This window comes from Streptomyces sp. NPDC093089 (assembly GCF_044754405.1).
In the GTDB taxonomy this organism is placed as follows: Bacteria; Actinomycetota; Actinomycetes; order Streptomycetales; family Streptomycetaceae; genus Streptomyces.
In genome coordinates, this window is record NZ_JBIVPA010000016.1 from 173637 (window position 1) to 199912 (window position 26276).

Annotated in this window: 16 protein-coding genes, 1 other RNA gene and 1 pseudogene; 7 read left to right on the forward strand and 11 right to left on the reverse strand. The window is 72.9% G+C overall.

Annotated features, from left to right (window positions below; genetic code table 11):
• Positions 1-55 precede the first annotated feature (55 nt).
• The 6 genes from ACIQFX_RS32525 to ftsE form a co-directional block, all read right to left on the reverse strand.
• Positions 56-1132: a hypothetical protein gene (locus tag ACIQFX_RS32525; RefSeq protein ID WP_402470636.1), complete on the reverse strand. Its 1077-nt coding sequence runs from the start codon at positions 1130-1132 to the stop codon at positions 56-58.
• A 163-nt stretch (positions 1133-1295) separates the two neighbouring features.
• Positions 1296-1689: a transfer-messenger RNA gene (ssrA, locus tag ACIQFX_RS32530) on the reverse strand.
• A gap of 89 nt (positions 1690-1778) precedes the next feature.
• A complete protein-coding gene (gene smpB, locus ACIQFX_RS32535; RefSeq protein WP_402470638.1) occupies positions 1779-2318 on the reverse strand; it encodes an SsrA-binding protein SmpB in 540 nt (179 codons plus the stop codon).
• 18 nt (positions 2319-2336) lie between these two features.
• A complete protein-coding gene (locus tag ACIQFX_RS32540) occupies positions 2337-3530 on the reverse strand; it encodes a S41 family peptidase (protein WP_402470641.1) in 1194 nt (397 codons plus the stop codon).
• 78 nt (positions 3531-3608) lie between these two features.
• Positions 3609-4526 (reverse strand): permease-like cell division protein FtsX, encoded by a 918-nt coding sequence (gene ftsX, locus ACIQFX_RS32545; protein ID WP_402470644.1) that lies wholly within the window; start codon positions 4524-4526, stop codon positions 3609-3611.
• A 29-nt stretch (positions 4527-4555) separates the two neighbouring features.
• On the reverse strand, positions 4556-5245 hold the full coding sequence (gene ftsE / locus ACIQFX_RS32550) for a cell division ATP-binding protein FtsE (RefSeq protein WP_030692056.1): 690 nt from the start codon (positions 5243-5245) through the stop codon (positions 4556-4558).
• A 234-nt stretch (positions 5246-5479) separates the two neighbouring features.
• Between ftsE and ACIQFX_RS32555 the strand changes: the two genes are divergently transcribed.
• On the forward strand, positions 5480-5662 hold the full coding sequence (locus tag ACIQFX_RS32555; RefSeq protein WP_366304856.1) for a hypothetical protein: 183 nt from the start codon (positions 5480-5482) through the stop codon (positions 5660-5662).
• Between the two features lie 118 nt (positions 5663-5780).
• On the opposite strand, the gene ACIQFX_RS32560 is transcribed toward ACIQFX_RS32555, so the two are convergent.
• From ACIQFX_RS32560 to ACIQFX_RS32575, 4 genes are all read right to left on the reverse strand, one after another.
• A complete protein-coding gene (locus tag ACIQFX_RS32560; RefSeq protein ID WP_402470648.1) occupies positions 5781-6476 on the reverse strand; it encodes an LPXTG cell wall anchor domain-containing protein in 696 nt (231 codons plus the stop codon).
• Positions 6477-6862: 386 nt separating this feature from the next.
• Positions 6863-7966: a peptide chain release factor 2 gene (gene prfB, locus ACIQFX_RS32565; RefSeq protein WP_402470650.1), complete on the reverse strand. Its 1104-nt coding sequence runs from the start codon at positions 7964-7966 to the stop codon at positions 6863-6865.
• 36 nt (positions 7967-8002) lie between these two features.
• Entirely contained in the window at positions 8003-9241 is a 1239-nt protein-coding gene (locus ACIQFX_RS32570) for a serine/threonine-protein kinase (protein WP_402470653.1), read from the reverse strand.
• Positions 9242-9347: 106 nt separating this feature from the next.
• Complete coding sequence (locus ACIQFX_RS32575; protein ID WP_402470655.1) at positions 9348-11105, reverse strand: serine/threonine-protein kinase; 1758 nt, start codon at positions 11103-11105, stop codon at positions 9348-9350.
• A 499-nt stretch (positions 11106-11604) separates the two neighbouring features.
• Here ACIQFX_RS32575 and ACIQFX_RS32580 point away from each other — a divergent pair, with 499 nt between their 5' ends.
• The 6 genes and pseudogenes from ACIQFX_RS32580 (at position 11605) to ACIQFX_RS32605 (ending at position 20963) form a co-directional block, all read left to right on the forward strand.
• The gene (locus ACIQFX_RS32580) at positions 11605-15483 is read left to right on the forward strand and encodes an FHA domain-containing protein (protein ID WP_402470658.1); all 3879 of its coding nucleotides are present in this window, start codon (positions 11605-11607) and stop codon (positions 15481-15483) included.
• Positions 15484-15606: 123 nt separating this feature from the next.
• Positions 15607-16968, forward strand: a complete 1362-nt coding sequence (locus ACIQFX_RS32585) for an ABC transporter substrate-binding protein (protein WP_402470660.1) — start codon at positions 15607-15609, stop codon at positions 16966-16968.
• An 8-nt stretch (positions 16969-16976) separates the two neighbouring features.
• A complete protein-coding gene (locus ACIQFX_RS32590) occupies positions 16977-18404 on the forward strand; it encodes a carbohydrate ABC transporter permease (protein WP_402470663.1) in 1428 nt (475 codons plus the stop codon).
• Positions 18401-19252, forward strand: a complete 852-nt coding sequence (locus ACIQFX_RS32595; RefSeq protein WP_402470665.1) for a carbohydrate ABC transporter permease — start codon at positions 18401-18403, stop codon at positions 19250-19252. Before ACIQFX_RS32590 ends, ACIQFX_RS32595 begins: the two co-directional genes overlap by 4 nt.
• Positions 19150-19602: pseudogene (locus ACIQFX_RS32600) on the forward strand (ATP-binding cassette domain-containing protein); the annotation flags it as partial. The gene ACIQFX_RS32595 and the pseudogene ACIQFX_RS32600, both read left to right, overlap by 103 nt.
• A 26-nt stretch (positions 19603-19628) precedes the next feature.
• A complete protein-coding gene (locus ACIQFX_RS32605) occupies positions 19629-20963 on the forward strand; it encodes a glycosyltransferase 87 family protein (RefSeq protein ID WP_402470668.1) in 1335 nt (444 codons plus the stop codon).
• 68 nt (positions 20964-21031) lie between these two features.
• Here the strand turns inward: ACIQFX_RS32605 and ACIQFX_RS32610 are convergent, their stop codons facing one another.
• Positions 21032-25999: an NAD-glutamate dehydrogenase gene (locus ACIQFX_RS32610; protein WP_402470671.1), complete on the reverse strand. Its 4968-nt coding sequence runs from the start codon at positions 25997-25999 to the stop codon at positions 21032-21034.
• Positions 26000-26276: the final 277 nt, after the last annotated feature.

Consider the following 26276-nt stretch of genomic DNA (forward strand, 5'->3'; position numbering starts at 1 on the left):
CGGGTCCGCGCGGCCCGTCGGCCCCGCGGACCCGCCCGGCGCTCCGCCCCTCGCGTCAGCTCTGCCGCAACGGCGGCATCGGCACCTGCACGCCGTACGCGGTGGCCCCCGCCCCGGCGCCGCCCGCGCAGCCGTTGGGCTCCTGGGTGCCGAGCCCGCGCGTGGACGGCTTCTCGGCGGCCCAGAACATGTACCCGAGCAGGCCGGAGGTGGTCCCCGCCCCGTTCGGAGCGGCGTTCCGCACCCAGTCGCCGGTGGCCTTCTGCAGCGAGTTCGCGAAGTCGGTGCACTCGGGCAGCGGGCTGCGCCCGTACGCGAGGTAGAGCCCCGCCGTGAACTTGGCGGGGGCGAGCGGGGCGACCGGCGGCGCGTACTGGGGCTTGCCGTCGAGGTGCTCCTGCCAGTTCGCGATGTGCGAGCCCGCCGAGGCGGGCCGGGCGGTCACCATGGCGTTGGCGTAGTCGAGCACCGGGTGGTCGGTGCGCAGCCAGTCGGCCGTGGCCTTGCGGTTGATGTCGATGAGCCAGCGGTCGCCCGCGGCGGTGTCGATGGTGAGCCGCGCGGCCGGCCGCGTACCGGAGACGTCGTAGGGGTGGACGGACCGGTAGGCGTCGATGAAGGCCTGGAGCCCGGTGAGGTTCGGGGCGGTGTTCTGCTCGTAGTCGATCTCGATGCCGACCCCGAGGTCCGCCGCGACGGCGGCGGCGTTCAGCCCCAGCCGGGTGGCGTCCTCGGCGAGGGCCGCGTCCCACTCGTCGGTGTACGTGATCCCGCCGATCGACAGCATCACGCGCACCCCGCGCGAGGTGAAGTACTGGACGATCTCGCGGCTCATGCCGACGGGAACGCCGTTCGCGGTGGTGGCATCGGTGGTACGGCGCAGCAGCTTGAGCGGTTCGACGAAGCTGAGGACGACGAGGTTGACGGACGGGCGTCCGTCGCCGCGGTCGATCATCCAGTGGTTCCTGGAGTCGAACTCGGCGAGGTCGCGGACCGTGCCCCAGGTGCAGTAGTCGTCCCCGCAGTGCCACGCCCCGTAGACCTGCACGGGTGCGGCGGCGGTGGCCGGGGTGGTGGTGGGGATCAGGAGGGCGAAGAGCACGAGCAGGACCGCGAGGGGTCTGTGACGCATACGTACCTCCGGGAGTGCCGTGGCGTGGAGGGGGCGGCCCAGGCAGAGTGGCAGGTACAGACCAAGTCGACAAGAGGGCGGTCACGGGCGCCTCGCACCGGTGGCCAGGCATGACGAAGGCCCGGCGGTCGTGACGACTGCCGGGCCTTTGCCCACATGGGATGAGTGGAGATGGCGGGAATCGAACCCGCGTCCAACGGTGCGGAATCAGGGCTTCTCCGTGTGCAGTCTGGTACGAGTTTCTCAGCCCTCCGGATCACCCAGACAAGTCCGGAACGGGCTCAGTCACTGTTTGATTTCCCTCCTACCCCCGTGACCGGGGCAGGAGGTTTAGATCCCTTAATGACGCCAGGATCCGGGTCGGGACCACCCCCGGGCTGACGCTCCTCACAGAGGCTTCTGCTCGTTACCTAAAATTAGGCAGCGAGGGCGAAGCGGGAGTTATCGCTCTTGGAGTTGGCGATTATTGGTTGCGACATATGGTTTACGAGATCATTGCCGCTTCCTCGACACGCTTCCCACTGCTTCGACATCCGCTGTCGAAACCGATCATCCCCATGTTGTTTTTTCAAAGGTCGCACCCTCTGTGGGGTGCAAGGCCCATCGTACGTGACCGACGGGCACCGTCGCCAGCGTATTACCGGCGCTAGGAGGCCTGGGCCGCCCGCTGCCTCCGCTTCGCCGCCGCGACGGCGCGGTTCGTCTCGCGCGTGTCCTGCTTCTCCCGCAGGGTCTGGCGCTTGTCGTACTCCTTCTTGCCCTTGGCGAGCGCGATCTCGCACTTCACCCGGCCGCCCAGGAAGTACAGCGCGAGGGGCACGATCGTGTGACCGGTCTCCTGCGCCTTCGACTCCAGCTTGTCGATCTCGGCGCGGTGCAGCAGCAGCTTGCGCTTCCGCTTCGCCGAGTGGTTGGTCCAGCTGCCCTGCATGTACTCCGGGACGTGGATGTTGTGCAGCCACGCCTCGTGGTCGTCGATCTGGACGAAGCCGTCGACCAGCGAGGCACGGCCCATCCGCAGCGACTTCACCTCGGTGCCCATGAGCACGACGCCGCACTCGTAGGTGTCGATGATGTGGTAGTCGTGGCGCGCCTTCTTGTTCTGCGCGATCAGCTTGCGCTCGGGCGCCTTGTCCGTCGTCTTCTTCGCAGGCTTGCCCTGCACGTTCACGAGTCCCTTTGCCATAGTGCGGTCATTTTCGCACTACGAGCCCCCTCCGAGGCCACTCAATACCGTCCGGGCCCGTTCCTCGGCCCGGTCCCCCGCCGCCAGGTCCGGTGTGATGCCGTTGCCGTCCACGGCGTGACCGGCCGGCGTGCGGTAGTGGCCGACGGTCAGCTCGGCGACCGAGCCGTCCGGCAGGGCGCTGGGCATCTGGACCGAGCCCTTGCCGAACGTGCGCGAGCCGACCGTCACCGCCCGCCCCCGGTCCTGGAGGGCGCCGGTGAGGAGCTCGGCCGCGCTCATCGTGCCGCCGTCGATCAGCGCGACCAGCGGCCTTCCCGTGTCCCCGCCGCCCTCCGCGTACACGGCCCGCTGCTCGCCCCGCACGTCGTACGTGGCGACCAGCCCGCCGTCGAGGAAGGCCGAGGCCGCGACGGCCGCCTCGGAGACCAGCCCGCCCGCGTTGCCCCGCAGGTCCAGGAGGACCCCGGCACCCGCCGGAGCGGCCCGCACCGCGTCACGCACGCGCGTACCCGCGCCCTTCGTGAAGGCCGCGACCCGGATCAGCAGGGTCCCGTCGTCGAGGCGGCGGACGCTCACCGGGTCGGTCACGAGCCGCGCCCGGCGCAGCGTCAGCGTCCGCTCGGCACGGCCCCGCTCCACCCGCAGCACGACGGCCGACCCCGGCACCCCGTCCCCGCGGAGGAGCGACACCACCTCGGAGACCGACAGCCCGTCCACCGCCCGCCCGTCCACGGCGACCAGCCGGTCCCCGACCCGGATCCCGGCACGCCCCGCCGGACCGCCGTCCTGCACCCGGGTCACCCGGACCCCGGTCGCCCCCGCCCGCCCCGCGGAAAGCCCGACCCCCGTGTACGCCCCGCCGAGCCCCCGCTCGAACTCGGCGTACTCCCTCTTGTCGTACACCGCCCCCCACCGGTCGCCGCTCCGGCTGACGAACTCCTCCGCCGCCTTCTTCCCCGACTTCCCGTCCGCCATAGCCGCCGCGGCGGCCCTGCTGAGCGCCGCGCTGTCGACGGGCGGCCGGTCCCCGGCCGCCCGGTCGCGGAGTTCGCCCCGGGACGCGCCCGCCGGCCCCGCCTCGGACTCCTGCCGGGGCAGCGAGCCGGTGGCCGCGGCGGTCGCGAGGACCCCGGCGAACACCAACGTCAGGACGGCCCCACGGAGCAGTCCGCGGGGCCGGATACAGAGGCGGTCGGTGCCGGTCGGCATGTCGCCCACTCTAGGACAAGACGATGGCGCCGCACGGGCTTTGGCCGTGCGGCGCCATCCGCCGTCAGGGGTGTCTTCTCACACCTTCAGGTACTTGCGCAGTGCGATGAAGGCGGCCACGGCGGGCATGAGCAGGCCGATGGCGATGACGAGGGGCAGCTTGGCGAAGACGGCGTCCCAGCCGATGAAGTTGACGAGCTGCATCTTGTCGGCGAGCGCGATGCCGTGGTCGATGAGGAAGTACCGGCCGACGAGCAGCAGGACGCAGGCGACGGCGCCGCCGAGGAGTCCGGCGAAGGCGGCCTCCATGATGAACGGCATCTGGATGTAGAAGCTGGACGCGCCGACGAGCCGCATGATGCCGGTCTCGCGGCGTCGGCTGAAGGCCGAGACGCGGACGGTGTTGACGATCAGCATCAGCGCGATGATCAGCATGAGGCCCATGACGCCGAGGGCGGCGATGTTCATGCCGTTCATCAGGTCGAAGAGGTTCTGCAGGATGTTCCGCTGGTCCTGGACCGATTCGACGCCGTCGCGGCCGGCGAAGGCCGTGGCGACCACCTTGTACTTCTCCGGGTCCTTGAGCTTGACCCGGAACGACTCCTGCATCTGGTCCGGCGTGATGACGGACGCGATGGCGGTGTCGCTGTACTGCTCCTTGTAGTGCTTGAACGCCTCGTCGGCCGACTCGTGGTGGACGTTCTCCACGATGTCCATCTTCTTCAGGTCGGCCTCGATCTGCTCCTTCTGCTGACCGGTGACCGCGCCCTTGGAGCACTTGGGCGCGCTGGCCGCGTCGGTCTTGTTGCAGAGGAAGATGGAGACGTTGACCTTGTCGTACCAGTAGTCCTTCATCGTGCTGACCTGCTCGCGCATGAGCAGCGCGCCGCCGAAGAGGGCGAGCGAGAGGGCCACGGAGACGATGACCGCGAAGGTCATCGTGAGGTTGCGCCGGAGGCCGACGCCGATCTCGGAAAGCACGAACTGAGCGCGCATGGGTCTGCTTTCTCCTACTCGCTACAGGCTCAGTGCTGGTATCCGTAGACGCCGCGCGCCTGGTCGCGGACGAGGCGGCCCTTTTCGAGCTCGATGACGCGCTTGCGCATCTGGTCGACGATGTTCTGGTCGTGGGTCGCCATGACGACGGTGGTCCCTGTCCTGTTGATCCGGTCGAGCAGCTTCATGATGCCGACGGAGGTCTGCGGGTCGAGGTTGCCGGTGGGCTCGTCGGCGATCAGCAGCATCGGGCGGTTGACGAAGGCGCGTGCGATGGCGACGCGCTGCTGCTCACCGCCCGAGAGCTCGCCCGGCATGCGGTCCTCCTTGCCGCCGAGCCCGACCAGGTCGAGCACCTGCGGCACGGCCTTGCGGATCTCGCCGCGCGGCTTGCCGATGACCTCCTGGGCGAAGGCCACGTTCTCGGCGACGGTCTTGTTGGGCAGCAGGCGGAAGTCCTGGAAGACGGTGCCGAGCTGGCGCCGCATCTGCGGCACCTTCCAGTTGGAGAGCCGTGCGAGGTCCTTGCCGAGGACGTGCACCTGGCCCTGGCTGGCGCGCTCCTCGCGCAGGAGGAGTCGCAGGAAAGTCGACTTTCCGGAGCCGGAGGAACCGACGAGGAAGACGAACTCCCCCTTCTCGATCTCCAGGGAGACGTCCCGGAGCGCGGGGCGGCTCTGCTTCGGATAGGACTTGGAGACGTTGTCGAATCGGATCACGGATGCACCACGGTCGGCCGGGAGTAGGTGTGCGTGACCTTACGCGAACGGGGAAGGCCCGCGCAGTCGCGGTCCTGGCTTGCGCGCTTTATCCTTTTCGCCCTTCCGGTCGAACGGGGACGATCCGGCGGGGCGCGCCGAAACGCCGCGGAGCTGGCACAGTGGTAGGGGGAACGTCCGGGTCCCACCGGACGTTGTCCTGTTGTGTACCCCAGTGCGGGAGGAGGAGAGCGCATGACCTACGACCGACTGGTGTGCGCCAACTGCGCGGCCCCGGTCGCCGAGGGCCGCTGCCCCGTCTGCCGCGCGAACCGGGAGCGGCTGACCCCCCAGGGTCCGTCGCCCGCGATGCTGCTGACGCTGGCGATCGCGCTGCTGGCGGCGATCGCGCTGCTCGCCGCCGTCCGGACGGTCTGACCGGAGGGCGCGCGGAGCCCATGTGCCGGAGGGCGCGCGGGGCCCATACGAGCCGGAAGAACGCGAAGGGCCGGGGAGTGGTCTCCCCGGCCCTTCGTCATGCCCTCACGCGGGCACGTCAGACGGCGGCGCGGCCGCCGCCGACGAGGCGCGGCAGCATGCGGAAGCCGATGCCGCCGGCGATCATGGTCGCGGCGCCGATGACCAGGAACGAGGTCTCGGCCGCGCCGGTCTCGGCGAGCTCCTCCTTGGCCTGGCCCTGCTGCACGGGCTGCGAGCCGGCGTTGTTGGTGTCGGTGTTGTTGCCGGTGTCCACGCACTCGGCGCCGTCGAGGTCGACGGTGCAGGTGCCGGGGTCACCGGCGCCGTCGGTCGGGTCGCCGCCGCCCGGGTTGGTGGGCGCGGTGGTCTCGCCCGGGCCGGGGGCGGTGGTCTCGCCGCCACCGGGAGGGGTGGTCGGCGGGGTGGTGACCGGCGGCGTCGTGGCCGGCGGCGTGGTCGCCGGAGGAGTGGTGACCGGCGGCGTGGTGACCGGCGGGGTGGTGACCGGCGGGGTGGTGACCGGCGGCGTCGTCGGCGGGGTGGTCTCCGGGGTGGTCGGCGGAGTGGTCGGCGGGGTGGTGTCCGGAGTGGTCGGCGGGCCGTCCGTCTCGCACACGCCGACGGGAGCACAGGTCGGCGGCGGCGGGGTCACGTCGTCCGCGCCGAAGGCGCCCACGGCCTGCGCGGCACCCGCCGCGGTGAGCGACGCACCCGCGGCGATCACCGCGCCGGCGGCGACGCGCGCCATCCGGATTCGCATCTGCTTGGTCATCTGGCTGCTACCCCCAGTAGCTCATCTCGTCATGGGGCAGCGCATCGGGCCCGCGCAGCGGGAGCGACGTCTCAACCGACTGGACCGGCCCCCGTTCACACGCGTCCCAGGAAAGCGCATGCCAGTACGTCACCCTTCCGATTTTCCGATGAAGCGTCAAGGCCGTTGCGCGCGCAATGCCCGAAAGATCATCAACTGCCCGACATGTGACGATGCAACTGTGACGTAAACCCTGAACTACGGGCCCCACAACGCCAGTTCCCTTGTCGACAAAGCGTCACATGAAGCTCCGTTTCGCTTGCGTCAGCGAACACGCACCCTCCGCGCGGAACGCGTTCGGCCCCGCACCGGAGGGTGCGGGGCCGAACGGGAAGGACCGGAGGGGCCTACTTGTCCTGCTGCTTGCGCCAGCGGATGCCGGCCTCCAGGAAGCCGTCGATCTCGCCGTCGAGAACGGCCTGCGGGTTTCCGACCTCGAACTCGGTGCGGAGGTCCTTGACCATCTGGTACGGGTGCAGGACGTAGGAGCGCATCTGGTTGCCCCAGGAGCTGCCGCTGTCCTTGAGGGCGTCCATCTTGGCCCGCTCCTCCTGGCGCTGGCGCTCCAGGAGCTTGGCCTGGAGGACGTTCATGGCGCTCGCCTTGTTCTGGATCTGCGAGCGCTCGTTCTGGCAGGAGACGACGATGCCGGTCGGGAGGTGCGTGATGCGCACGGCCGAGTCGGTCGTGTTGACGCCCTGGCCGCCGGGGCCGGAGGCGCGGTAGACGTCCACGCGGAGCTCGGACTCGTCGATCTCGACGTGGTCGGAGGACTCGACGACGGGAAGGATCTCGACGCCCGCGAAGGAGGTCTGGCGGCGGCCCTGGTTGTCGAAGGGCGAGATGCGGACCAGGCGGTGGGTGCCCTGCTCGACGGAGAGCGTGCCGTAGGCGTACGGGGCCTTCACGACGAAGGTGGTCGACTTGATGCCGGCCTCTTCCGCGTACGAGGTCTCGTAGATCTCCGTGGAGTAGCCGTGGCGCTCCGCCCAGCGCAGGTACATGCGCTGGAGGCGCTCGGCGAAGTCGGAGGCGTCGACGCCGCCGGCCTCGGCCCGGATGTTGACCAGGGCCTCGCGCTCGTCGTACTCGCCGGAGAGGAGGGTGCGGACCTCCATCTCGTCGAGGGCCTTGCGGACGGAGGAGAGCTCCGCCTCGGCCTCGGCGAGGGTGTCCGGGTCGTCCATCTCCTCGGCGAGCTCGAAGAGCACCGCGAGGTCGTCGATCCGCCCGCGCAGGGTCTCGGCCTTGCGGACCTCGGCCTGGAGGTGCGAAAGCTTGCTCGTGATCTTCTGCGCCGCCTCCGGGTCGTCCCACAGGGACGGGGCCGCGGCCTGCTCTTCGAGCACGGCGATGTCGGCCCTCAGCTTCTCGAGGTCCAGGACGGCCTCGATCGACCCCATGGTCGAGGAGAGGGACTTCAGCTCTTCGGATACATCGACGACTGCCACGCGTCCAGCGTAACGGCTCCGGGCCTGGAGCCGAACCTACGGCTGGGAGGACTGCTTGGAGTCCTGGGGCGGGGCGTCCCCCTCGCCGGACGCAGCGAGGTAGCCGCCGGCGCCGAGCGCGCCCGCGACCACGACCGCCGCGACGGCCAGGGTGATGCGTCTCTTGCGGACGGCGCCCGCCTTGTGCCGGGCCGATCCGGGGCGGGGGGCGCCCGAGGAACGCGGGGCGCGGGCGGTGCCGAGGGGACCGCCGGAGAGCTCGTCGGGGGCGGGCACCCGCATGGAGGTGTGGGTGTCGCGGTTGGAGTCCGCGGAGGCGCCGGGGACGAGCGGGACGGCGGCGCGGCGCGGCGCGGGTTCGCCGGTGCCCGTGGCGGTGGCGTACGCGTCCTCCTCGTACGGCTCCGGGGCGGGCTCCGCGTCCGGCTCGTCCACGTCGAGCGGCGGGATGCCCTTGAGCAGCGGCAGGACGTCCTTGAGGCGGGCGGCGAGCTCGGAGGCGCGCAGCCGGGAGGCCGGGGCCTTCGCGAGGCACTGCACGATCAGCTGCCACAGCTCCTCGGGGATGCCGGGGAGCGGGACGACGGTCTCGGTGACGTGGCGGCGCAGCACGGCACCGGGATGGCCGCCGCCGAACGGGGTGAAGCCGGCGAGCAGCTCGTACAGGACGGTCGCGAGGGCGTAGATGTCGACGGCGGCGCGCGGCGGGAGGCCCTCGACGATCTCGGGGGCGAGGTAGTCGGGGGTGCCGATGATGCGGGTGGCCTTGGTGCGGCCGGGGGTGTCGATCAGCTTGGCGACGCCGAAGTCGGTGAGGAGGGCGGGGTGGGCTCCGCCGGGCCCGAGCGGGCCCTCCATGTCGAGCAGGATGTTCTCGGGCTTGACGTCCCGGTGGACGACCCCGGCCTTGTGCGCGGCGGCGAGGGCCTCGGCGACGTCGGCGACGATCGCGACGGCCGCCTCGGGGGCGAGGCGGCGCTCGCGGTCGAGGCGGGTGCGCAGGTCGGTGCCGCGGACCAGGTCCATGACGAGGGCGAGGTCGTTGCCGTCGACGACGAGGTCGCGGACCTTGACCACCCGGGGGTGGTCGAGGCCGAGGAGCGCGGTCCGCTCCTGGACGAAGCGGCCGACGAGCTCCTGGTCGGAGGCCAGGTCCTCGCGCAGCAGTTTGACGGCGACGGGCCCTTCGGGCCCCTCGCCGAGCCACACCGTTCCGGCGCTGCCCCGCCCGAGGATCTGGTGGGTGGTGTAGCGGCTGCCGATGTTCCGTGCCAAGACTGCTCCCTCAGCGGCTGCGGTTACGCCAAAGCTACTTGTCCGCGGCCGCCGGTCGTCACCTCCGAGGGGAAATCACCCCTCGGAAGTCGATAAATCGGCAGTATTACTGTCCCGTACCGCCGGTAGTACCGGAGGAACCGCTGCTGTCGATCAGGTCGGAGATCCAGTCGGACGCCGACGAGATGCCGTCGCCGATCGCCTCCCAGTAGCCCTTGCCCTCCGCGATCCAGTCCTGGAGCGGGGTGAGCTCCCAGACGAGCCAGCCGGCCACGAAGAAGAGGACGATCATGACCAGGCAGCCCTTGAGGCAGCCGAGGCCGGGGATCCGCACCGGGTTGGCGCTGCGCTGGCGCGGCGGGCGCGGTTCGCGCGGCGCCGGGGCCTGGGGCGGCGGCTGCGGCGGCCGGTACTGCTGCTGCTGCTGCTGCGGTGCGGCGTACTGCTGCGGGGGCGGCGGCGGCGCGTACTGCTGCGGCTGGTGCTGGGGCTGGTGCTGCGGAGGGTACGGCTGGGGCGCGGGCCGCTGCGGGGCGGGGCGCTGCTGGCCGTACTGCTGCGGGGGCTGCTGCGGCTGCCGGCCGTACGGGCCCGGGTTCCGGTCCTGCGGCGGCTGCTGCTGCGGCTGCGGGCGCTGGGGGCGGCGGCGCAGCGGGTCCTCGCTCGGGTCCAGGTACTGCACCTGGGTCTGCTCGTTGCGGTCGCGGACCTGGCGCAGCTGGCTCTGCCAGGGGTGCGGCTCCTCGGGCTGCGCGCCCTGCGGCGGCTGCGGAGGCACGGGGGGCATGACGGCCGTCGGGTCGGCGGCGCCGGTCGGGCCGCCGACCGGCAGCACGCTGGTCGCGCCGGCGGGGTCGTACTGCGGCGGCGCCCCGGCGCCGGTCGGCAGCACCTGGGTCGGGTCGGCGGCGCCCGGGGTCTGACCGCCCGGGGTCTCCGGGACCGGTGCGGGGGCCGGGTCGGGGGCGAGGAGCGCCCCGACGCCTTCCGCGGCCTCGATCTGGGCCGGGGTCGCGTGCACGCCGATGCCTGCGGCGACGGCGCGCAGGCCGCGGGCCAGGTTCTCGGCGCTCGGACGGCGGTCCGGGTCCTTGCTGAGGCAGCGCTCGATGACCGTCCACAGCGGGTCGGGGACGGTCGAGGGGCGGCGCGGCTCCTCGCTGAGGTGCCGGTGGAGGACTTCCAGGGCGGTGCCGCCCGCGAACGGGGGGCGGCCGGTGACCAGCTCGTAGAGCAGGATGCCCGCGCCGTAGATGTCGACGGCGGAGGTCTGCGGACGGCCCTCGGCGGACTCGGGCGCCACGTAGGCGGGCGTGCCGACGAACTCGTGGGTGCGGGTGAGGCCCGGGGAGTCCGCGAGGCGCGCGATGCCGAAGTCGGTGAGCATCGGGTGCATCTGGCCGCCCTGCTCGGCGAGCAGCACGTTGGCCGGCTTGAGGTCGCGGTGGACGACGCCGTCGGCGTGGCTGGCGGCGAGCGCGTCGGCGATCTGGGCCGTCAGGAGGGAGGCGGCGACCGGGGTGAGCGGGCCGCTCTCCCTGATGTACCGGTGCAGGTCGGGGCCCTCGACGAGGTCCATGACGAGGGCGAGGACATCGCCCTCGACGACCAGGTCGCGGGTGCGCACGATGTTCGGGTGGGTGAGCCGGAGCAGGACGGACCGCTCGCGCAGGAAGCGCATCACGATGTCCGGGTCGTTGGCCAGTTCCTCCTTGAGGACCTTGATCGCCACGGTCTCGCCGGGCTGGCCGGCGACGGCCGCCTCGGCGCCCGCCGCCTCCCGCTGGCGGGCTCGCCAGACGGTGCCCGTGGCGCCGCGGCCGAGCGGCTCCTCGAGCAGGTACTTGCTGCCGATAGGCCGCACGTCACGCGCTCCCTGCTGATCGTGGTCCTGGGGTGGTCCCGTGAGGTTCCCGGGGCCCCTGTCCTCTGTTGTGACCCGTCCGGGTGTCCGACCCACTTTAGTGCCGCCGAACGGGTCACAGGCCGGTCGTCCACAGGCGGATTCCGATGCCGTGTCCGACGGCGCCTCCGCGCTCCTCCGGGGGCCGGGCGGGCTCCCGGACCGAGCGGAACTTGTCCGGAAGAAGACGCTCCACGGAGGGCGACGGTTGCCGCGCATGCTCCGAAGGCATGCCCAACCAGGCGATTTCGCGTCTACGGCCGACCATTCAAGATCACTTATGACCGACCCGGGGGTGTGTTGTCAGTGGCAGGTGCGAGGATGCCTACAGCACGTCGCATCGGGGTCGGGAGCCCCGCGCCGTGCCGACCTGTACCGGGCGACGCGTCCGTGTCGGGTGGGGGGACTCACAGGGCGGTTCCCCTGCCGGCATCTCGCGCAGAAGGGACCGACGACGGCGATGCAGATCCGGCTGACCGTCCTCGCGCCGTACGCCGGCCACGGCGCCGGGCGCACCTGCGACGTGCTCGTCACGGCCCCGGCGGGAACGGCGCTCGCCGCCGTCGCCTCCGGCCTCGCGGCGGCCGTCACGGGCCCCGACGCCTCGGCCTCGGGCACCACCGTGCTCTACGCGGGCGCGGAGCGGCTCGACACCCGGCGCTGCGTCCTCGGCGAGCCGCCGCTGGTCGACGGCGCCGTCCTCTCCCTCCAGCTCCCCGGCCCGGACGACCGGCTCGGCGAGGCCGCCTCCGCCCGGCTCCACGTGGTCGCGGGACCGGACGCGGGCGGGGTGCACCTGCTGCACGGCGGGGCGATCAGGGTCGGTCGCTCCGCCGACGCCGACGTGCCCCTGGACGACCCCGACGTCTCCCGCGCGCACTGCACGGTGACCGTCGGGGAGAACGGCCGGGTCACCGTCGCCGACCTGGGCTCGACCAACGGCACGACCCTCGACGGCGCCCCCGTCGGCGACCGCCCCGTCCGGCTCCGCCCGGGCGCCCTGCTGCGGCTCGGCGAGTCCGCGCTCCGGCTGACCGGCCCCGGCGGCGCCCTCGACGGCACGGACCGGGTGGTGACGGCCCCGGACGGCGAGGGCCACCTGCGCGTGGCGCACGGCGCGGACGGGCCGGCCGCCGCCGGTGCGGGACCGGCGGTCGGCACCGGCACCGTTCCCGGCCGCCCCGCGGACGCCACCACCCGCGACACGACCCACGGCGGCGCGCGCGGCATCGCGTTCGGCGACGCCGTCGACGCCGTCGACGAGGCGTACCCGTACGACGACCGGTACGAGAACCCCGCCGACCGGTACCCCGACCCGTACGGCGCCGACCGCTCCCCCGGCCACGCGCGCGCGGGAGAGCCCGCCCAGGGCCACGACGACGGCGGCGAGGCGCACAGCAGGACCCGGCAGACCCGCGGCGAGACCCCTCCGGCCGGCTCCGGCCGGGCGGCCGGCTCCGGCCGGGCGGCCGGCAAGCGCGGGCTCGGCGCGTGGGCCCGGCGCCTGACGGGCGGGCGCGAGGAGCTCCCGGCCGCCGAGGCCGCCCCGGGCCCCGTCCCCGACACGCACGCCGGCACCCGGACCGCCGCCGTCGGCGCGCGCGAGGACGCCCGCGGTCCCGTGCCGCTGGCCGACACCTGGCCCGACCCCGCGACCGTCCTGCTCACCGCCCTCGGCCCCGGCCCCCGGCTCTGGGAGCGGGGGGCCGACCACCCGGAGGCCCTGGTGGTCCGGCTCGGCACGACGGACCGCGCCGAGCTGTCCGGCGTGCCCGTCACCGTCGGGCTGCGCGAGGCCGGTTCCCTCGGCCTGGCGGGACCCGCCGACCGGCTCGCCGGCCTGGCCCGCTCGGTCGTCGCCCAGCTCGCCGCCCTGCACTCGCCCTCCGACCTGGAGATCGTGCTGATCAGCGCCGACCGGAACCGCTCCCTGGAGGAGCGGCGCCGGGCCTGGGGCTGGCTCGGCTGGCTCCCGCACGTCCGGCCGGCCCACGGCCAGGACTGCCGGCTGCTCCTGGCGTACGACCGCGAGCAGGCCCAGGCCCGTACGGCGGAGCTGACCCGGCGGCTCGACGACGGCCCGCTCGGCCCCGGCTGGCCGAGCGCCGACCGGGCGTCCGTCGCCGGGGCCGCGGCCCGCCACGACGGTCCGGCGACGGTCGTGATCGTGGACGGCGACCCCGGTTCGGCGGCGCTGCGCGAGACGGTGGCGCGGCTCGCGGGCGCGGGCGCGGCGGCCGGCATCCACCTCCTGTGCCTCGCCGAGGCGCCCTCGGCCACCCCGGACTCACCGGTGGCCGCCACGTACGAGGCCGCGTGCGCCGCGTCGCTCGCCTTCCGCGAATGCGGGGCGGCGGCGCTGCTGAGCGGTGACGTGGCGACGGCGCTGCGGTTGCTGCGCACCGCCGGCGGCCGGGTCGCGGGCCACGGCACCGTCGGCGTGGTCGACGCGGTGTCCGTCGCCTGGGCCGACCGGTTCGGGCGGGCCCTGGCCCCGCTGCGCACCGAGACGGCCGCGGCGCCGTACGGCCGGGCGGCGGCGCTGCCCCCGTCGGCCCGCCTCCTCGACGAGCTCGGGCTCGCCCGGGCCACCCCCGCCTCCCTGATGGCCCGCTGGGCCTCCGCCGCGGACGGGACGGCCGTCCTGGGCGCCGGACCGCGCGGGCCGCTGGCGGTGGACCTCACCCAGGAGGGCCCGCACCTCCTGATCGAGGGCCCCGCGGGCAGCGGGCGCACGGAGCTGCTCCGCTCGATCGCCGCGTCCCTCGCGGCCGGCGGCCGCCCCGACCGGCTCGGCCTGCTCCTCGTGGACGGGGCGGGCGGCGAGCGCGGCGAGGGCCTCGCGGCCTGTACGGAGCTGCCGCACGTCACCGAGCACCTGGTCGCCTCGGACCCGGTCCGCATGCGGGAGTTCGCGCAGGCGCTCGGCGCCGAGCTGAAGCGCCGGGCGGAGCTCCTGGGCGACGGCCACTTCGCCGACCGCCGCGGCGGCCGCACCGCATCGGTCGCCGAGCGCCTGATCGGCCAGCGCTCCCCCAGCGCGGCGGAGTCGCTGCCCCAGCAGGGCGCCCGCGCGACCGTCCGCGTCCCCGACGGCACCGGCGATCTGACGGACCGCCCGAGCGGCCGCACCCTGCGCACCGGCGACGGCGCGATCGGGGCCCTGCCCAGCGGCCGCGGCACCCGGCCGCACGACGGCACCCTGCCCGAACAACCGAGCGGCCGCACCCCGTACCCGGGCGCGGACGACCTGGGCCACCGCCCCAGTGGCCGCACGCTCCGCACCGGCGACGGGGACGCGTTCCTCGCCGACACGCCCAGCGGGCGGCTGCCCCGGCGCGACGGCGGCTCCTCACTCGACGACCGCCCCAGCAGCCGCACCCTGCGCACGGGCGACGGCGACCTCACCGACCACCCGAGCGGACGCGTCTCCCGCACCGGCGCGGCCGACCTCACCGGCCGGACCAGCGGCCGCGTCCCGTACCCGGGCGCGGACGACGTCACCGGTCGGCCCAGCGGGCGCGTGCCGTACCCCGGCGCGAGCGACCTCACCGGTCGGGCGAGCGGGCGCGTCCCCCATCCGGGCGCCGAGGACGTGACGGGCCGGCCCAGTGGCCGCGTGCCGTACCCCGGCGCGGACGACGTCACCGGCCGGACCAGCGGCCGCGTGCCGTACCCCGGTGCCGAGGACGTGACCGCGCGGGCGAGTGGCCGGTCGGTGTATCCGGGAGCCGAGGAGGCCGGGGCGCGGATTCCGCGGCCGGCGACGGGCGAGCAGGCTCCGGCGAGGGCGGCGGGGGCCGGACCCCTGCCGCGGCTGGTGGTGCTGGTCGACGACTTCGACGCGCTGGTGGCCCCGGCGCTCGGTGCGCCGGGCAGACCGGCGGCGGGGTCCGTCGTACGCGCCCTGGAGGCGGTCGCGCGGCACGGGGAGCGGCTGGGGGTCCACCTCGTGGCGACCTCGGCGCGCCCGGACCGCACGGCCGACACGGAGCTGGCCCACGGGGCCCGGCTGCGGATCGTGCTCGACGCGCCGCCGATGGCCACGGGTCCGGACGTGCCGACGGCCGGGCGGGGTCGGCTCGGGCATCCGGACGGCCGGGTGACTCCGTTCCAGGCGGGCCGCGTCACCGGCCGGATCCCCCGGACGGCGACGCTCCGCCCGACGGTCGTGCCGCTGGAGTGGGAGCGGATGGGCGACCCGCCGACCCGTCGACCGGTCCGCGAGCTGGGCAACGGCCCGACGGACCTGGCCCTGCTGGCGAGTGCGCTCGACCGGGCGGCCCGCTCGGTCGAGGCGACTCCCGTATCGCCGCTGACCCCCGCGACCCACAGCTGACACCACGTCACGAGGCGGCAACGATCGCCCACTTGACGCGGAAGGCGGTATTGCGGGGCTCCGTCGCCCGGCGTAGACCTGTCGGCACGGGACAGCGACGCGCACGGGAGAGACGGGGCAGAAATGCGTACAACTCTTCGTCCACGCAAGGCCGCGGCGACCATGACGGCGTTCACGGCGATCACCGCACTGGCCCTCGCGGCCTGCGGCGGGGGCGGCGGCACCGACGAGAAGCCGGGGCCGACGGCCGGCGGTGAACTGCCGCTCAAGGGCGAGCGGATCGAGGTCGCGGCGGTCTGGACCGGCCCCGAGCAGGAGAACTTCACCAAGGTCTTACGGGAGTTCGAGAAGCGCACCGGCGCGAAGGTCACGTTCGTGCCCGCGCAGGACCCGATCGTGAACTTCCTCGGCACGAAGATCGCCGGCGGCTCGCCGCCCGACGTGGCGATGCTCCCGCAGGTGGGCGCGATCCAGCAGGCCGCGGCCCAGAAGTGGCTCAAGCCGGTCGGCCCCGAGACCGAGGCAGCCCTGGCCGCGAACTACACCCGCGGCTGGCAGGAGCTCGGCGCGGTGGACGGCACCCAGTACGGGGTGTACTTCAAGGCCGCCAACAAGTCCCTGGTCTGGTACAACACCGCCGTCTTCGAGAACGCCGGCGCGTCCGAGCCGAAGACCTGGAAGGACTTCCTCGCCACCGCCGAGACGATCTCGGCCTCCGGCGTCACCCCGGTCTCGGTGGGCGGCGCGGACGGCTGGACCCTCACCGACTGGTTCGAGAACATCTACCTCTCCCAGGCGGGCCCGGCCAAGTACGACCAGCTGGCGAAGCACACCCTGAAGTGGACGGACCCGTCCGTCGCCGCGGCCCTGACCACGCTCGGCGAGCTGTTCGGCAAGCCGGCGCTGATCGCCGGCGGGACGAACGGCGCGCTGCAGACGGAGTACCCGGTCTCGGTCACCCAGACGTTCACCGGCGGCGACCAGCCCAAGGGGGCGATGGTCTTCGAGGGCGACTTCGCCGCCGTCAACATCGCCCAGACGCAGGCGAAGATCGGCACGGACGCGAAGGTCTTCCCGTTCCCCGCGGTCGGCTCCGGCACCGCCCCCGTGGTCACGGCCGGCGACGCGGCCGTCGCCCTCAAGGACACCAAGGGCGCGCAGGCGCTGCTCGCGTTCCTCGCCTCCCCGGAGGCGGCGAAGATCTGGGCGGCGGAGGGCGGCTTCCTCTCCCCCAACAAGAACCTGGACCCGGCCGCGTACCCGAACGACGTCCAGCGCGAGATCGCGAAGGCGCTCATCGGCGCCGGCGACGACTTCCGCTTCGACATGTCGGACCAGATGCCGCAGTCGTTCGGCGGCACGCCCGGCAAGGGCGAGTGGAAGGCGCTCCAGGACTTCCTGAAGAACCCGAAGGACGTCGCCGGGACCCAGGCGCGGCTGGAGGCGGACGCGGCCAAGGCGTACCGGACCGCCGCGAAGAGCTGAGGCCCGGCATGCCGAAGGCCGTTCGCGACACCAGCGACACCAGCGACTCCGGCGGCACCAGCGACTCCGGCGGCGCGAGGACACCCGCACGGACCGGCACACGGACCGGCACACCGACCCGGAAACGGACCGGGAAACGGACCGGCACACGCCAGCGGGTCGTGGCGGCGGGGTTCCTGCTCCCCGCCCTGCTACTGCTCGGCGCGCTGGTCGTCTACCCGATCGGGTACTCGGTCCGACGCTCGCTCCTCGACCGTGCCGGCACGTCGTTCGTCGGCCTGGACAACTACCTCGCGCTGGTCACCGACGACTCGCTCCGCACCGCCGTCCGCAACAACCTGGTCTGGTTGGTCGTGGCGCCCGCCGTCGCCACGGCGCTCGGCCTGGTCTTCGCGGTGCTCACCGAACGCGTCCGCTGGGGCACCGCGTTCAAGCTGGTCGTCTTCATGCCGATGGCGATCTCGATGCTCGCCGCCGGGATCATCTTCCGGCTCGTCTACGAGCAGGACCCGGACCGCGGGATCGCCAACGCGGTCTGGGTCGGGGTCCACGACACGTTCGCCGAGGCGTCCGGCTTCCCGCGCGCCCGGCCGCTGCCCGTGCACCCGCTGAAGGCGGCGGGCGGCGGCGCGTTCGTCACCGAGGAGCCGGTGCGCGCCGGGGAGCCCGTACGGCTGCCGCTGATCGGGGTGGCTCCGGGGCGGATGCCGGAGGAGGCCCGCCCAGCGCGCGAGCCGGCCGCGGACGCGGGCGGTCCCGGCCGGATCGCCGGAACGGCGTGGCTGGACTTCACCCGGGGCGGCGGCGGGCGGCCGAACGCGGTCGACCCGGCCGAACTCGGCCTGGCGGGGCTGCGGATCGAGGCCGTACGGGAGGGCAGGGTGGTCGCCACGGCCACGGCGGCGGCCGACGGCACCTTCACGCTGCCCGCCGACCGCGCCGACGGAGCCGTACTGCGGCTGCCCGCGAGCAACTTCCGCGAGCAGTACGACGGCGTGGAGTGGCTGGGTCCCTCGCTCGTCACGCCGGCCGTCATCGGGGCGTACGTGTGGATGTGGGCCGGGTTCGCCATGGTGCTGATCGGGGCCGGGCTGGCGGCCGTGCCGCGCGAGCTGCTCGAAGCGGCGCGGGTGGACGGGGCGAACGAGTGGCAGGTGTTCCGCCGGATCACGGTCCCGCTCCTGGCGCCGGTCCTCGCGGTCGTCCTCGTCACGCTGATGATCAACGTGCTCAAGGTCTTCGACCTGGTCTTCGTCATCGCGCCGGGCTCGGCCCAGGACGACGCGAACGTGCTGGCGCTCCAGCTGTACCGCTCGTCGTTCGGCACGGACGCGGACCTCGGGGTGGGCTCGGCGATCGCGGTCGTCCTGCTGCTGCTCGTGGTGCCGGTGATGGCGGTCAACATCCGCCGCATGCGAAGGGAGACCCGCCGATGACGTCGCTCGCCTCCCGGGCCGCCGCCAAGGCGGCCTCCGGCGCGGTCCGGGTCTTCCTCGTCCTGGCCGCCCTGTTCTGGCTGCTGCCCACGGTCGGGCTGCTGGTCTCGTCGCTCCGCTCGCCCTCGGACATCGCGGCGAGCGGCTGGTGGCGGGTGTTCACGGCCCCGGCGCGGCTGACCACCGAGAACTACGCGCACCTCCTGGCGAACGAGACGATCACCGGCTCCCTCGTCTCCACCGTCCTGATCACCGTTCCGGCGACGCTCCTCGTCCTCGCCCTCGGCTCCTTCGCCGGGTACGCGTTCGCGTGGCTGGAGTTCCCCGGCCGGGACTGGTGGTTCCTGGGGGTGGTCGCCCTGCTCGTGGTGCCGGTGCAGGTCGCGCTGGTCCCGGTGTCGAAGCTGTTCGGGGCGGTCGGGCTCTTCGAGACGACGCTCGGGGTGGTCCTCTTCCACACGGCCTTCGGCCTGCCGTTCGCGATCTTCCTGCTGCGGAACTTCTTCGCGGAGATCCCGCGCGAGCTCCTGGAGGCGGCGCGGCTCGACGGGGCGGGCGAGATACGGCTCTTCACCCGGGTGGTGCTGCCGCTCGGCGGTCCGGCCATCGCCTCGCTGGGAATCTTCCAGTTCCTGTGGGTCTGGAACGACATGCTGATCGCGCTGATCTTCGCGGACTCGCAGTCGCCCCCGATCACGGTGGCGCTCCAGCAGCAGGTCCGACAGTTCGGCAACAACGTCGACGTGCTCGCACCGGGCGCCTTCGTGTCGATGGTGGTACCGCTGCTGGTGTTCTTCGCCTTCCAGCGCCAGTTCGCATCGGGGGTGATGGCGGGCGCGGTGAAGTAACCGCGGGCCACGCCGTCCGCGGGGTCGACTTCGTCGCGTACCGGAGCGAGGCAATTGGCCTGATCGGTTCGAACGGGAGTGGGAAATCGCCCCTCCTGAAGGCCGTCGCGGGCCTCCAGTCCGGCGACACGCGCTTCCGGCGGCGCAGCCAGGGGCGGATCGACGAGCTGCGGGCGGAGGCGGGGACGGTCTTCCCGGTCAGCCACTCGAACTCCACCGTCACGGAGACCTGCGAGCGGGCGCTGTGGCTGGAGGCGGGCAGGCTGCGGATGGACGGCCCGGCGAAGGAGGTGGTGGCGGCGTACGGGGAGTTCACGGCCGAACCGGGCGCGAAGAGGGCGAACAATTAAGACATTACGGTCTAAAGTGCGGTGGGATGACGAACGATCACCCCCAGTCGCCGCCCCGGCCCGGAGGCGAATCCCCCGCCACGCCCCGGACCGGGAGCGAACCCCCCGCCCTGACCGGGTCGCCCTTCGACTCGGACACCTTCACCTCCGCCACCTTCGTCACCGTCGGCCGCGGCCCCTACCTCGCCCTCGCCGCCGTCTGGCTCCTCACCCGGGCCGGCATGCTCCTGCTGCTGCGAAGCGACGACCTCGGCATCGGCGGGGTGGGCCGCGAGGTCGCCCTCTACCAGCACTGGTACGGGCAGTTCACCCAAGGCACCTTCCCGCCCGGCGACGCCACCTGGCAGTACCCGCCCGGCGCGGGGCTCGTGATCATGTCGCCGGGCGTCCTCCCGTGGCTCACCTACTTCCAGGCGTTCGTCGCCCTCACCCTGCTCGCCGACGCGGTCGTCACGCTCGCCCTCGCCCGCGCGGACAGCGCGCGCCTCACCCACGGCGCCTGGATCTGGGTCTGCGGCCTCCCGCTCCTCCTGCACCTGCCGCTCGCCCGGTACGACGTCCAGACCACCGCCCTCGCCGTCCTCGCCCTCCTCGCCCTGGGCGCCCGCTCCACCGCCGCCCACCAGCTCGGCGGGGCGCTCGCCGGGATCGGCGCGATGGTGAAGGTGTGGCCGGCACTCGCCCTGATCGGCACCCCCCGGGGCCGTACCACCCGGGAGGCCTGGACCGCGGCCGTCGTCACCGCCCTCGCGCTCCTCGCCACCCTCGCCCTGTTCTTCTCCGAGTCCCTGGGCTTCCTGCGCCAGCAGGGCAACCGGGGCGTCCAGATCGAGTCCCTCGGCGGCACGGCCCTCGCGCTGGCCCGGGCGACCGGGGCCTGGCCGGGCGGCGTCGAGTTCCGCTACGGCGCCTTCGAGTACGTCGGCCCGTACGTCTCCACCCTCGGCCACGCCGCCCTGCTGCTCACCGTCGCCGCCTTCGGCTGGCTGCTCCTCTGGCGCGTCCGGGCCCACCGCTGGACCCCGGCCACCCCGCTCGACGCGGCCTTCGCCGCCGTCCTGCTCTTCACCGTCACCAGCCGGGTGATCAGCCCCCAGTACATGATCTGGCTGCTCGGGCTCGCCGCCGTCTGCCTGACCTCCCGCCGCACGGTGATGCGCCCGGTGGCCCTGCTGCTCCTCCCGGCCGCCGCGCTGAGCTCGCTCGCGTACCCCGTCCTCTACCTCGACGTCGTCGCCGGCACCCCCACCGGGCTCACGGTCATGGTCCTCCGCAACGGCCTCCTCCTCGCCGCCGCCCTGCTCGCCGCCCGCCGCCTGTGGACCGCGACGGTCACCGGTCCCCCCGAGCAGGCCGCCTGAGCGGTGCCCGCGGACACGGGGAAGGGCCCCGCCGGAACACCGGCGGGGCCCTTCCCTGTCGTCACCGACTAGCTGTGCGTGCGGAGCAGCGTGCGCATCGTCCGCATCGCGACCGACAGGTTCGCCAGGTCGAAGGTGTCCGAGCCCTGGATCTCCTCCAGGGTCGTCCGCGCGCGGCCCAGGATCGCCGCGTTCTTCTCCTCCCAGGCCTTGAACCGCTCCTCGGGGCTCGTGGTGCCGTTGCCCACGGTCAGGACGTCCGCGGTCAGCGCCGCGTGCGCCGCGAAGAGGTCCTCGCGGATCGAGGCGCGGGCCATCGACTGCCACCGGTCGGCGCGCGGCAGCTCGATGATCCGGTCCATCAGGTCGGTGATCCGCAGCCGGTCCGCCAGGTCGTAGTAGACCTCGGCGACCGCCAGCGGCTCCTTGCCCATCCGGTCCGCGATGGCCACGATGTCGAGGATCGGGAAGGCCGAGGAGAAGCCGGCCACCCGCAGCGCGAGTTCCTCCGGCACGCCGAACCCGGTCAGCTCCTCCAGGATCGACTGGTACCACTCCAGGTCCGAGCCGCGCAGCAGCTGCGGCAGCTGCGTCCAGACCTCCTCGACGCGCTCGGCGAAGAACTCGATGGTCTCGCCGATCTGGAGCGGCTGCGGCCGGTTGTTGAGCAGCCAGCGCGTGCCGCGCTCGACGAGCCGGCGGGAGTGCAGCCGCATCTGGGTCTGCACCTCGGCCGGCACCTGGTTGTCCAGGCCCTCGACGGCGTCCCAGACCTGGCCGAGCCGGAAGACGGCACGGGCCGCGGTCTGCGCCCGGACGATCTCCTCGATCGACGCGCCGCTCTCCTCGCGGAGGCGGTGCAGGAAGGTCGAGCCACCGGTGTTGACGGTGTCGTTGACCAGGACGGTCGTGATGATCTCGCGGCGCAGGGCGTGGTTGTCGACGGCCTCGGTGAACTTCTCGCGCAGCAGCGTCGGGAAGTACGCGTGGAGCAACCCGCGCAGGTACGGGTCGTCCGGGAGCTCCGTGCCGATCAGCTCGTCGGCCACCGTGATCTTGGTGTACGCGAGGAGGACGGCGAGCTCCGGCTGGCTCAGGCCGCGGGCGTTGTTGAGCAGGTCGCGGACCTGCCGGTCGCTGGGCAGGAACTCCAGCGAGCGGTCGAGGCTGCCGTCGCGGCCCAGGCGGCGCATGAACCGCTGGTGGGCGTGGAGCAGCGACGGCGACTGGGCGACGGCGTTGGCGAGGGCGGTGTTCTGCGCGTAGTTGTTGCGCAGGACGAGCGCGCCGACCTCGTCCGTCATCTCCGCGAGGATCTTGTTGCGCTGCTTGACGGTCATGTCGCCCTCGGCGACGAGACCGTTGAGCAGGATCTTGATGTTGACCTCGTGGTCGGAGGTGTCGACGCCGGCGCTGTTGTCGATCGCGTCGGTGTTGACCTTGCCGCCCTGGCCCTCGGGGCCGCCGGCGCGGGCGAACTCGATGCGGCCGAGCTGGGTGGCGCCGAGGTTGCCGCCCTCGCCGATGACCTGGGCGCGGACGTCCTGGCCGTCGACGCGGATGGCGTCGTTGGCCTTGTCGCCGACGTCGGCGTTGGACTCGGCCGACGACTTGACGTACGTGCCGATGCCGCCGTTCCACAGCAGGTCGACCGGCGCGTGCAGGACGGCCTTCATCAGCTCGGCCGGAGTCATCTTGGTGACCCCGTCCTCGATGCCGAGGGCGGCCCTGACCTGCGCGTTGACCGGGATGGCCTTGGCGCTGCGGGGGTGGATGCCACCGCCCGCGGAGAGCAGCGACGGGTCGTAGTCGGCCCAGGACGAGCGGGGCAGCTCGAAGAGGCGGCGGCGCTCGGCGTACGAGGCGGCCGCGTCCGGGTTCGGGTCGATGAAGATGTGCCGGTGGTCGAAGGCGGCCACGAGCCGGATGTGCTCGCTCAGCAGCATGCCGTTGCCGAAGACGTCGCCGGACATGTCGCCGACGCCGACGACGGTGAAGTCCTGGGTCTGGGTGTCGTGGCCCAGCTCGCGGAAGTGGCGCTTGACCGACTCCCAGGCACCGCGGGCGGTGATGCCCATGCCCTTGTGGTCGTAGCCCGCCGAGCCGCCGGAGGCGAAGGCGTCGCCGAGCCAGAAGCCGTAGTCCTCGGCGACCCCGTTGGCGATGTCGGAGAACGTCGCGGTGCCCTTGTCGGCGGCGACGACCAGGTAGGTGTCGTCCTCGTCGTGGCGGACCACGTCGGCCGGCGGCACGACCTCGCCCGCGACCAGGTTGTCGGTGATGTCGAGCAGCGCCGAGATGAAGGTCTTGTACGAGGCGATGCCCTCGGCCATCCACGCGTCGCGGTCCACGGACGGGTCCGGGAGCTGCTTGGCGACGAAGCCGCCCTTGGCGCCGACGGGCACGATGACGGTGTTCTTCACCATCTGCGCCTTGACCAGGCCGAGGATCTCCGTACGGAAGTCCTCGCGGCGGTCGGACCAGCGCAGGCCGCCTCGGGCGACCTTGCCGAAGCGCAGGTGGACGCCCTCGACGCGGGGCGAGTACACCCAGATCTCGAAGGCGGGGCGCGGGGCGGGCAGGTCGGGGATGGCCTGCGGGTCGAACTTCATCGACACGTAGGAGTGCGGGGCGCCGTCGACCGACTTCTGGAAGAAGTTGGTGCGCAGCGTGGCCTTGATGACGGTGAGGAAGGAGCGCAGGATGCGGTCCTCGTCCAGGCTCGCGACCTGGTCGAGGGCGCCTTCCAGCTCCTCCAGGATGCCGTCGATCAGCTCGGTCCCGGCGCGCTGGCGCTCCGGGGCCATCCGGGCCTCGAAGAGGGAGACGAGCAGCCGCGTGGTGTGGACGTTGTTGCGGAGGGTGTCCTCCATGTAGTCCTGGCTGAACGTCGAACCGGCCTGGCGCAGGTACTTGGCGTAGGCGCGCAGCACCATCGCCTCGCGCCAGGTCAGCCCGGCGGAGAGGACGAGCGAGTTGAAGTTGTCGTTCTCGGCCTGGCCGGTCCAGGTGGCGGCGAAGGCCTCCTGGAAGCGCTCGCGGGCGTCGTCGCCGACGTAGTCGCCGCCGTTGCCGGTCGGGGCCGGCATCCGCAGGCCGAAGTCGTAGATCCAGGCGTGGCTGCGGTCGGAGCAGCGGAGCTCGTACGGGCGCTCGTCGGTGACCTCGACGCCGAGCCGGTTGAGGACCGGGAGGACGGCGGAGAGGGAGATCGGGTCGCCGGTCTTGTAGATCTTGAAGCGGCGCTCGCCGGGGCCCGCGACGACCGGCTCGTAGAGCGACAGCGCGAAGTCCTTGCCGCTGCCGGCGAGGGTCTCCAGGTGGACCAGGTCGGCGACGGCCGCGCGCGGCGAGTGGTCGGCCTTGTAGCCGTCGGGGAAGGCGTTGCCGTAGCGGCGCAGCAGCTCGGCGGCGCGCTCCTCGCCGCACTCGGCGTTCAGCGCCTCGCCGAAGCCGTCGGCCCAGGAGCGGGTGGCCTCGACGAGCCGGCTCTCGATGCGGTCGACGTCGGCGTCGGTGAGCTTGGCGAGCTCGGTGCCCGGCTTCACCCGGACGACGAAGTGCAGCCGGGAGAGGATCGACTCGGTGTTCCAGGCGGTGAAGTCGACGCTGGTGCCGTCGAGCTCCTCCTTCAGGATGTCGATGATCCGCAGCCGGACGCGGGTCGTGTAGCGGTCGCGCGGCAGGTAGACGAGGGCCGAGTAGTAACGGCCGTACTCGTCCTGGCGCAGGTAGAGCCGCAGCCGGCGCCGCTCCTGCAGGTACAGGACGCTGGTGACGATGGACTGGAGCTGGTCGACCGGGGTCTGGAACAGCTCGTCGCGCGGGTAGGTCTCCAGGATCTGGAGCAGGTCGCGGCCGTCGTGGCTGTTCGGCGAGAAGCCGGCGCCCGCGAGGACCTCCTGGACCTTGCGCTTGACGACCGGGACCCGGCGGACGGACTCGGTGTACGCGGCGGACGAGAACAGGCCGAGGAAGCGGCGCTCACCGATGACGTTGCCGTCGGCGTCGAACTTCTTCACGCCGACGTAGTCGAGGTACGAGGGGCGGTGCACGGTCGCCCGGCTGTTGGCCTTCGTCAGGATCAGCAGCTTGTGCTCGCGCGCCTTGGCGCGGGCGTCGGCGGGCAGCCGGCTGAAGGAGGGCGAGACGGGGTGGGCGTGGTGGCCCTCGTCGTCGGCGCCGTGCTGCGGGTCGGAGCGCAGGATGCCGAGGCCGGTGCCGGGCACGGCGGTCAGGGCGTCGCCGTTGACGAGCTCGTACTCGCGGTAGCCGAGGAAGGTGAAGTGGTCGTCGGCGAGCCAGCGCAGCAGCTCGCGGGCCTCCTCCACCTCGGTCGGCCGCAGGTCGGAGGCGGTGGGCTCGCCGGGGAGCCCGTCGGCGATGCGCAGCGCGGCGTCGCGCATCTTGTCCCAGTCCTCGACCGTCTCGCGGACGTCGGACAGGACGCGCAGCAGGTCGGTGGTGATCTGCTTGAGGTCGGCGCGGTCGGTCTCGCGGTCGATCTCGACGTGGATCCACGACTCGTTGAGCGCGTCGTGCGGCAGCTCGCCGTCGACCTGGGTCGACAGGACCTCGATGAGCCGGCCGGTGACGTCACGGCGGACCAGGACCTGCGGGTGGATCACGACGTGGATGCCGCGGCCCTGGCGGGACAGCTCGTTGGTCACCGAGTCGACGAGGAAGGGCATGTCGTCGGTGACGACCTCGACGACGGAGTGGCTGCTCGTCCAGCCGTTCTCCTCCACCGTCGGGGTGTGGACGCGCACGTTCGCGGTGCCCTGCGGGCGGTTCTCCGCGAGCCGGTAGTGAGAGAGCGCGGCGCCGAACACGTCGACCGGGTCCCGGTCGGTGAGGTCCTCGGGCGCGGTGTGCAGGTAGTAGCGCTGGAGGTAGTCGAGCACGGTGTCCCGGTCGGGGCGCTTCCCCGCACCTTCCGGGCCCGTCGGAAGTCGCCCCCCGACCGGGCTGTGCTCAGCTACCCGGGCGGCCCTCTCGAGCAGCTCGGCCTTTGCTTCGTCCAGCTTGGTCTGCATGTCCTCTGACTCCTGTCGCGCGCCGTTGCGTGACGTCGGTGGAAGAAAGGGCACAACGCCACGACGCGGTGATTCCGGTCGAAGACGACGTTATGCCCGGATGAGAGATGCCCGGATCGTTATCGGCCACGGAACGCGGCACGTCCGGACGGGAGGGATCGGCGAACACACGGTCGACCCGGCCGCTGTCGCGGGCCGGGCGGCAGCCGGGGGCTTCGCTGCCCCCACGGCGTATCGCGCTGATCACGGCAAAAGCCTATCGCCCTCGCCCCCGGAA

Coding starts and splice junctions, on each gene's coding strand:
- ACIQFX_RS32525 (WP_402470636.1), bottom strand. CDS start 1,132: ATGCGTCACAGACCCCTCGCGGTCCTGCTCGTGCTCTTCGCCCTCCTG.
- smpB (WP_402470638.1), bottom strand. CDS start 2,318: ATGGCAAAGGGACTCGTGAACGTGCAGGGCAAGCCTGCGAAGAAGACG.
- ACIQFX_RS32540 (WP_402470641.1), bottom strand. CDS start 3,530: ATGCCGACCGGCACCGACCGCCTCTGTATCCGGCCCCGCGGACTGCTC.
- ftsX (WP_402470644.1), bottom strand. CDS start 4,526: ATGCGCGCTCAGTTCGTGCTTTCCGAGATCGGCGTCGGCCTCCGGCGC.
- ACIQFX_RS32555 (WP_366304856.1), top strand. CDS start 5,480: ATGACCTACGACCGACTGGTGTGCGCCAACTGCGCGGCCCCGGTCGCC.
- ACIQFX_RS32560 (WP_402470648.1), bottom strand. CDS start 6,476: ATGACCAAGCAGATGCGAATCCGGATGGCGCGCGTCGCCGCCGGCGCG.
- ACIQFX_RS32580 (WP_402470658.1), top strand. CDS start 11,605: ATGCAGATCCGGCTGACCGTCCTCGCGCCGTACGCCGGCCACGGCGCC.
- ACIQFX_RS32585 (WP_402470660.1), top strand. CDS start 15,607: ATGCGTACAACTCTTCGTCCACGCAAGGCCGCGGCGACCATGACGGCG.
- ACIQFX_RS32590 (WP_402470663.1), top strand. CDS start 16,977: ATGCCGAAGGCCGTTCGCGACACCAGCGACACCAGCGACTCCGGCGGC.
- ACIQFX_RS32595 (WP_402470665.1), top strand. CDS start 18,401: ATGACGTCGCTCGCCTCCCGGGCCGCCGCCAAGGCGGCCTCCGGCGCG.
- ACIQFX_RS32605 (WP_402470668.1), top strand. CDS start 19,629: ATGACGAACGATCACCCCCAGTCGCCGCCCCGGCCCGGAGGCGAATCC.
- ACIQFX_RS32610 (WP_402470671.1), bottom strand. CDS start 25,999: ATGCAGACCAAGCTGGACGAAGCAAAGGCCGAGCTGCTCGAGAGGGCC.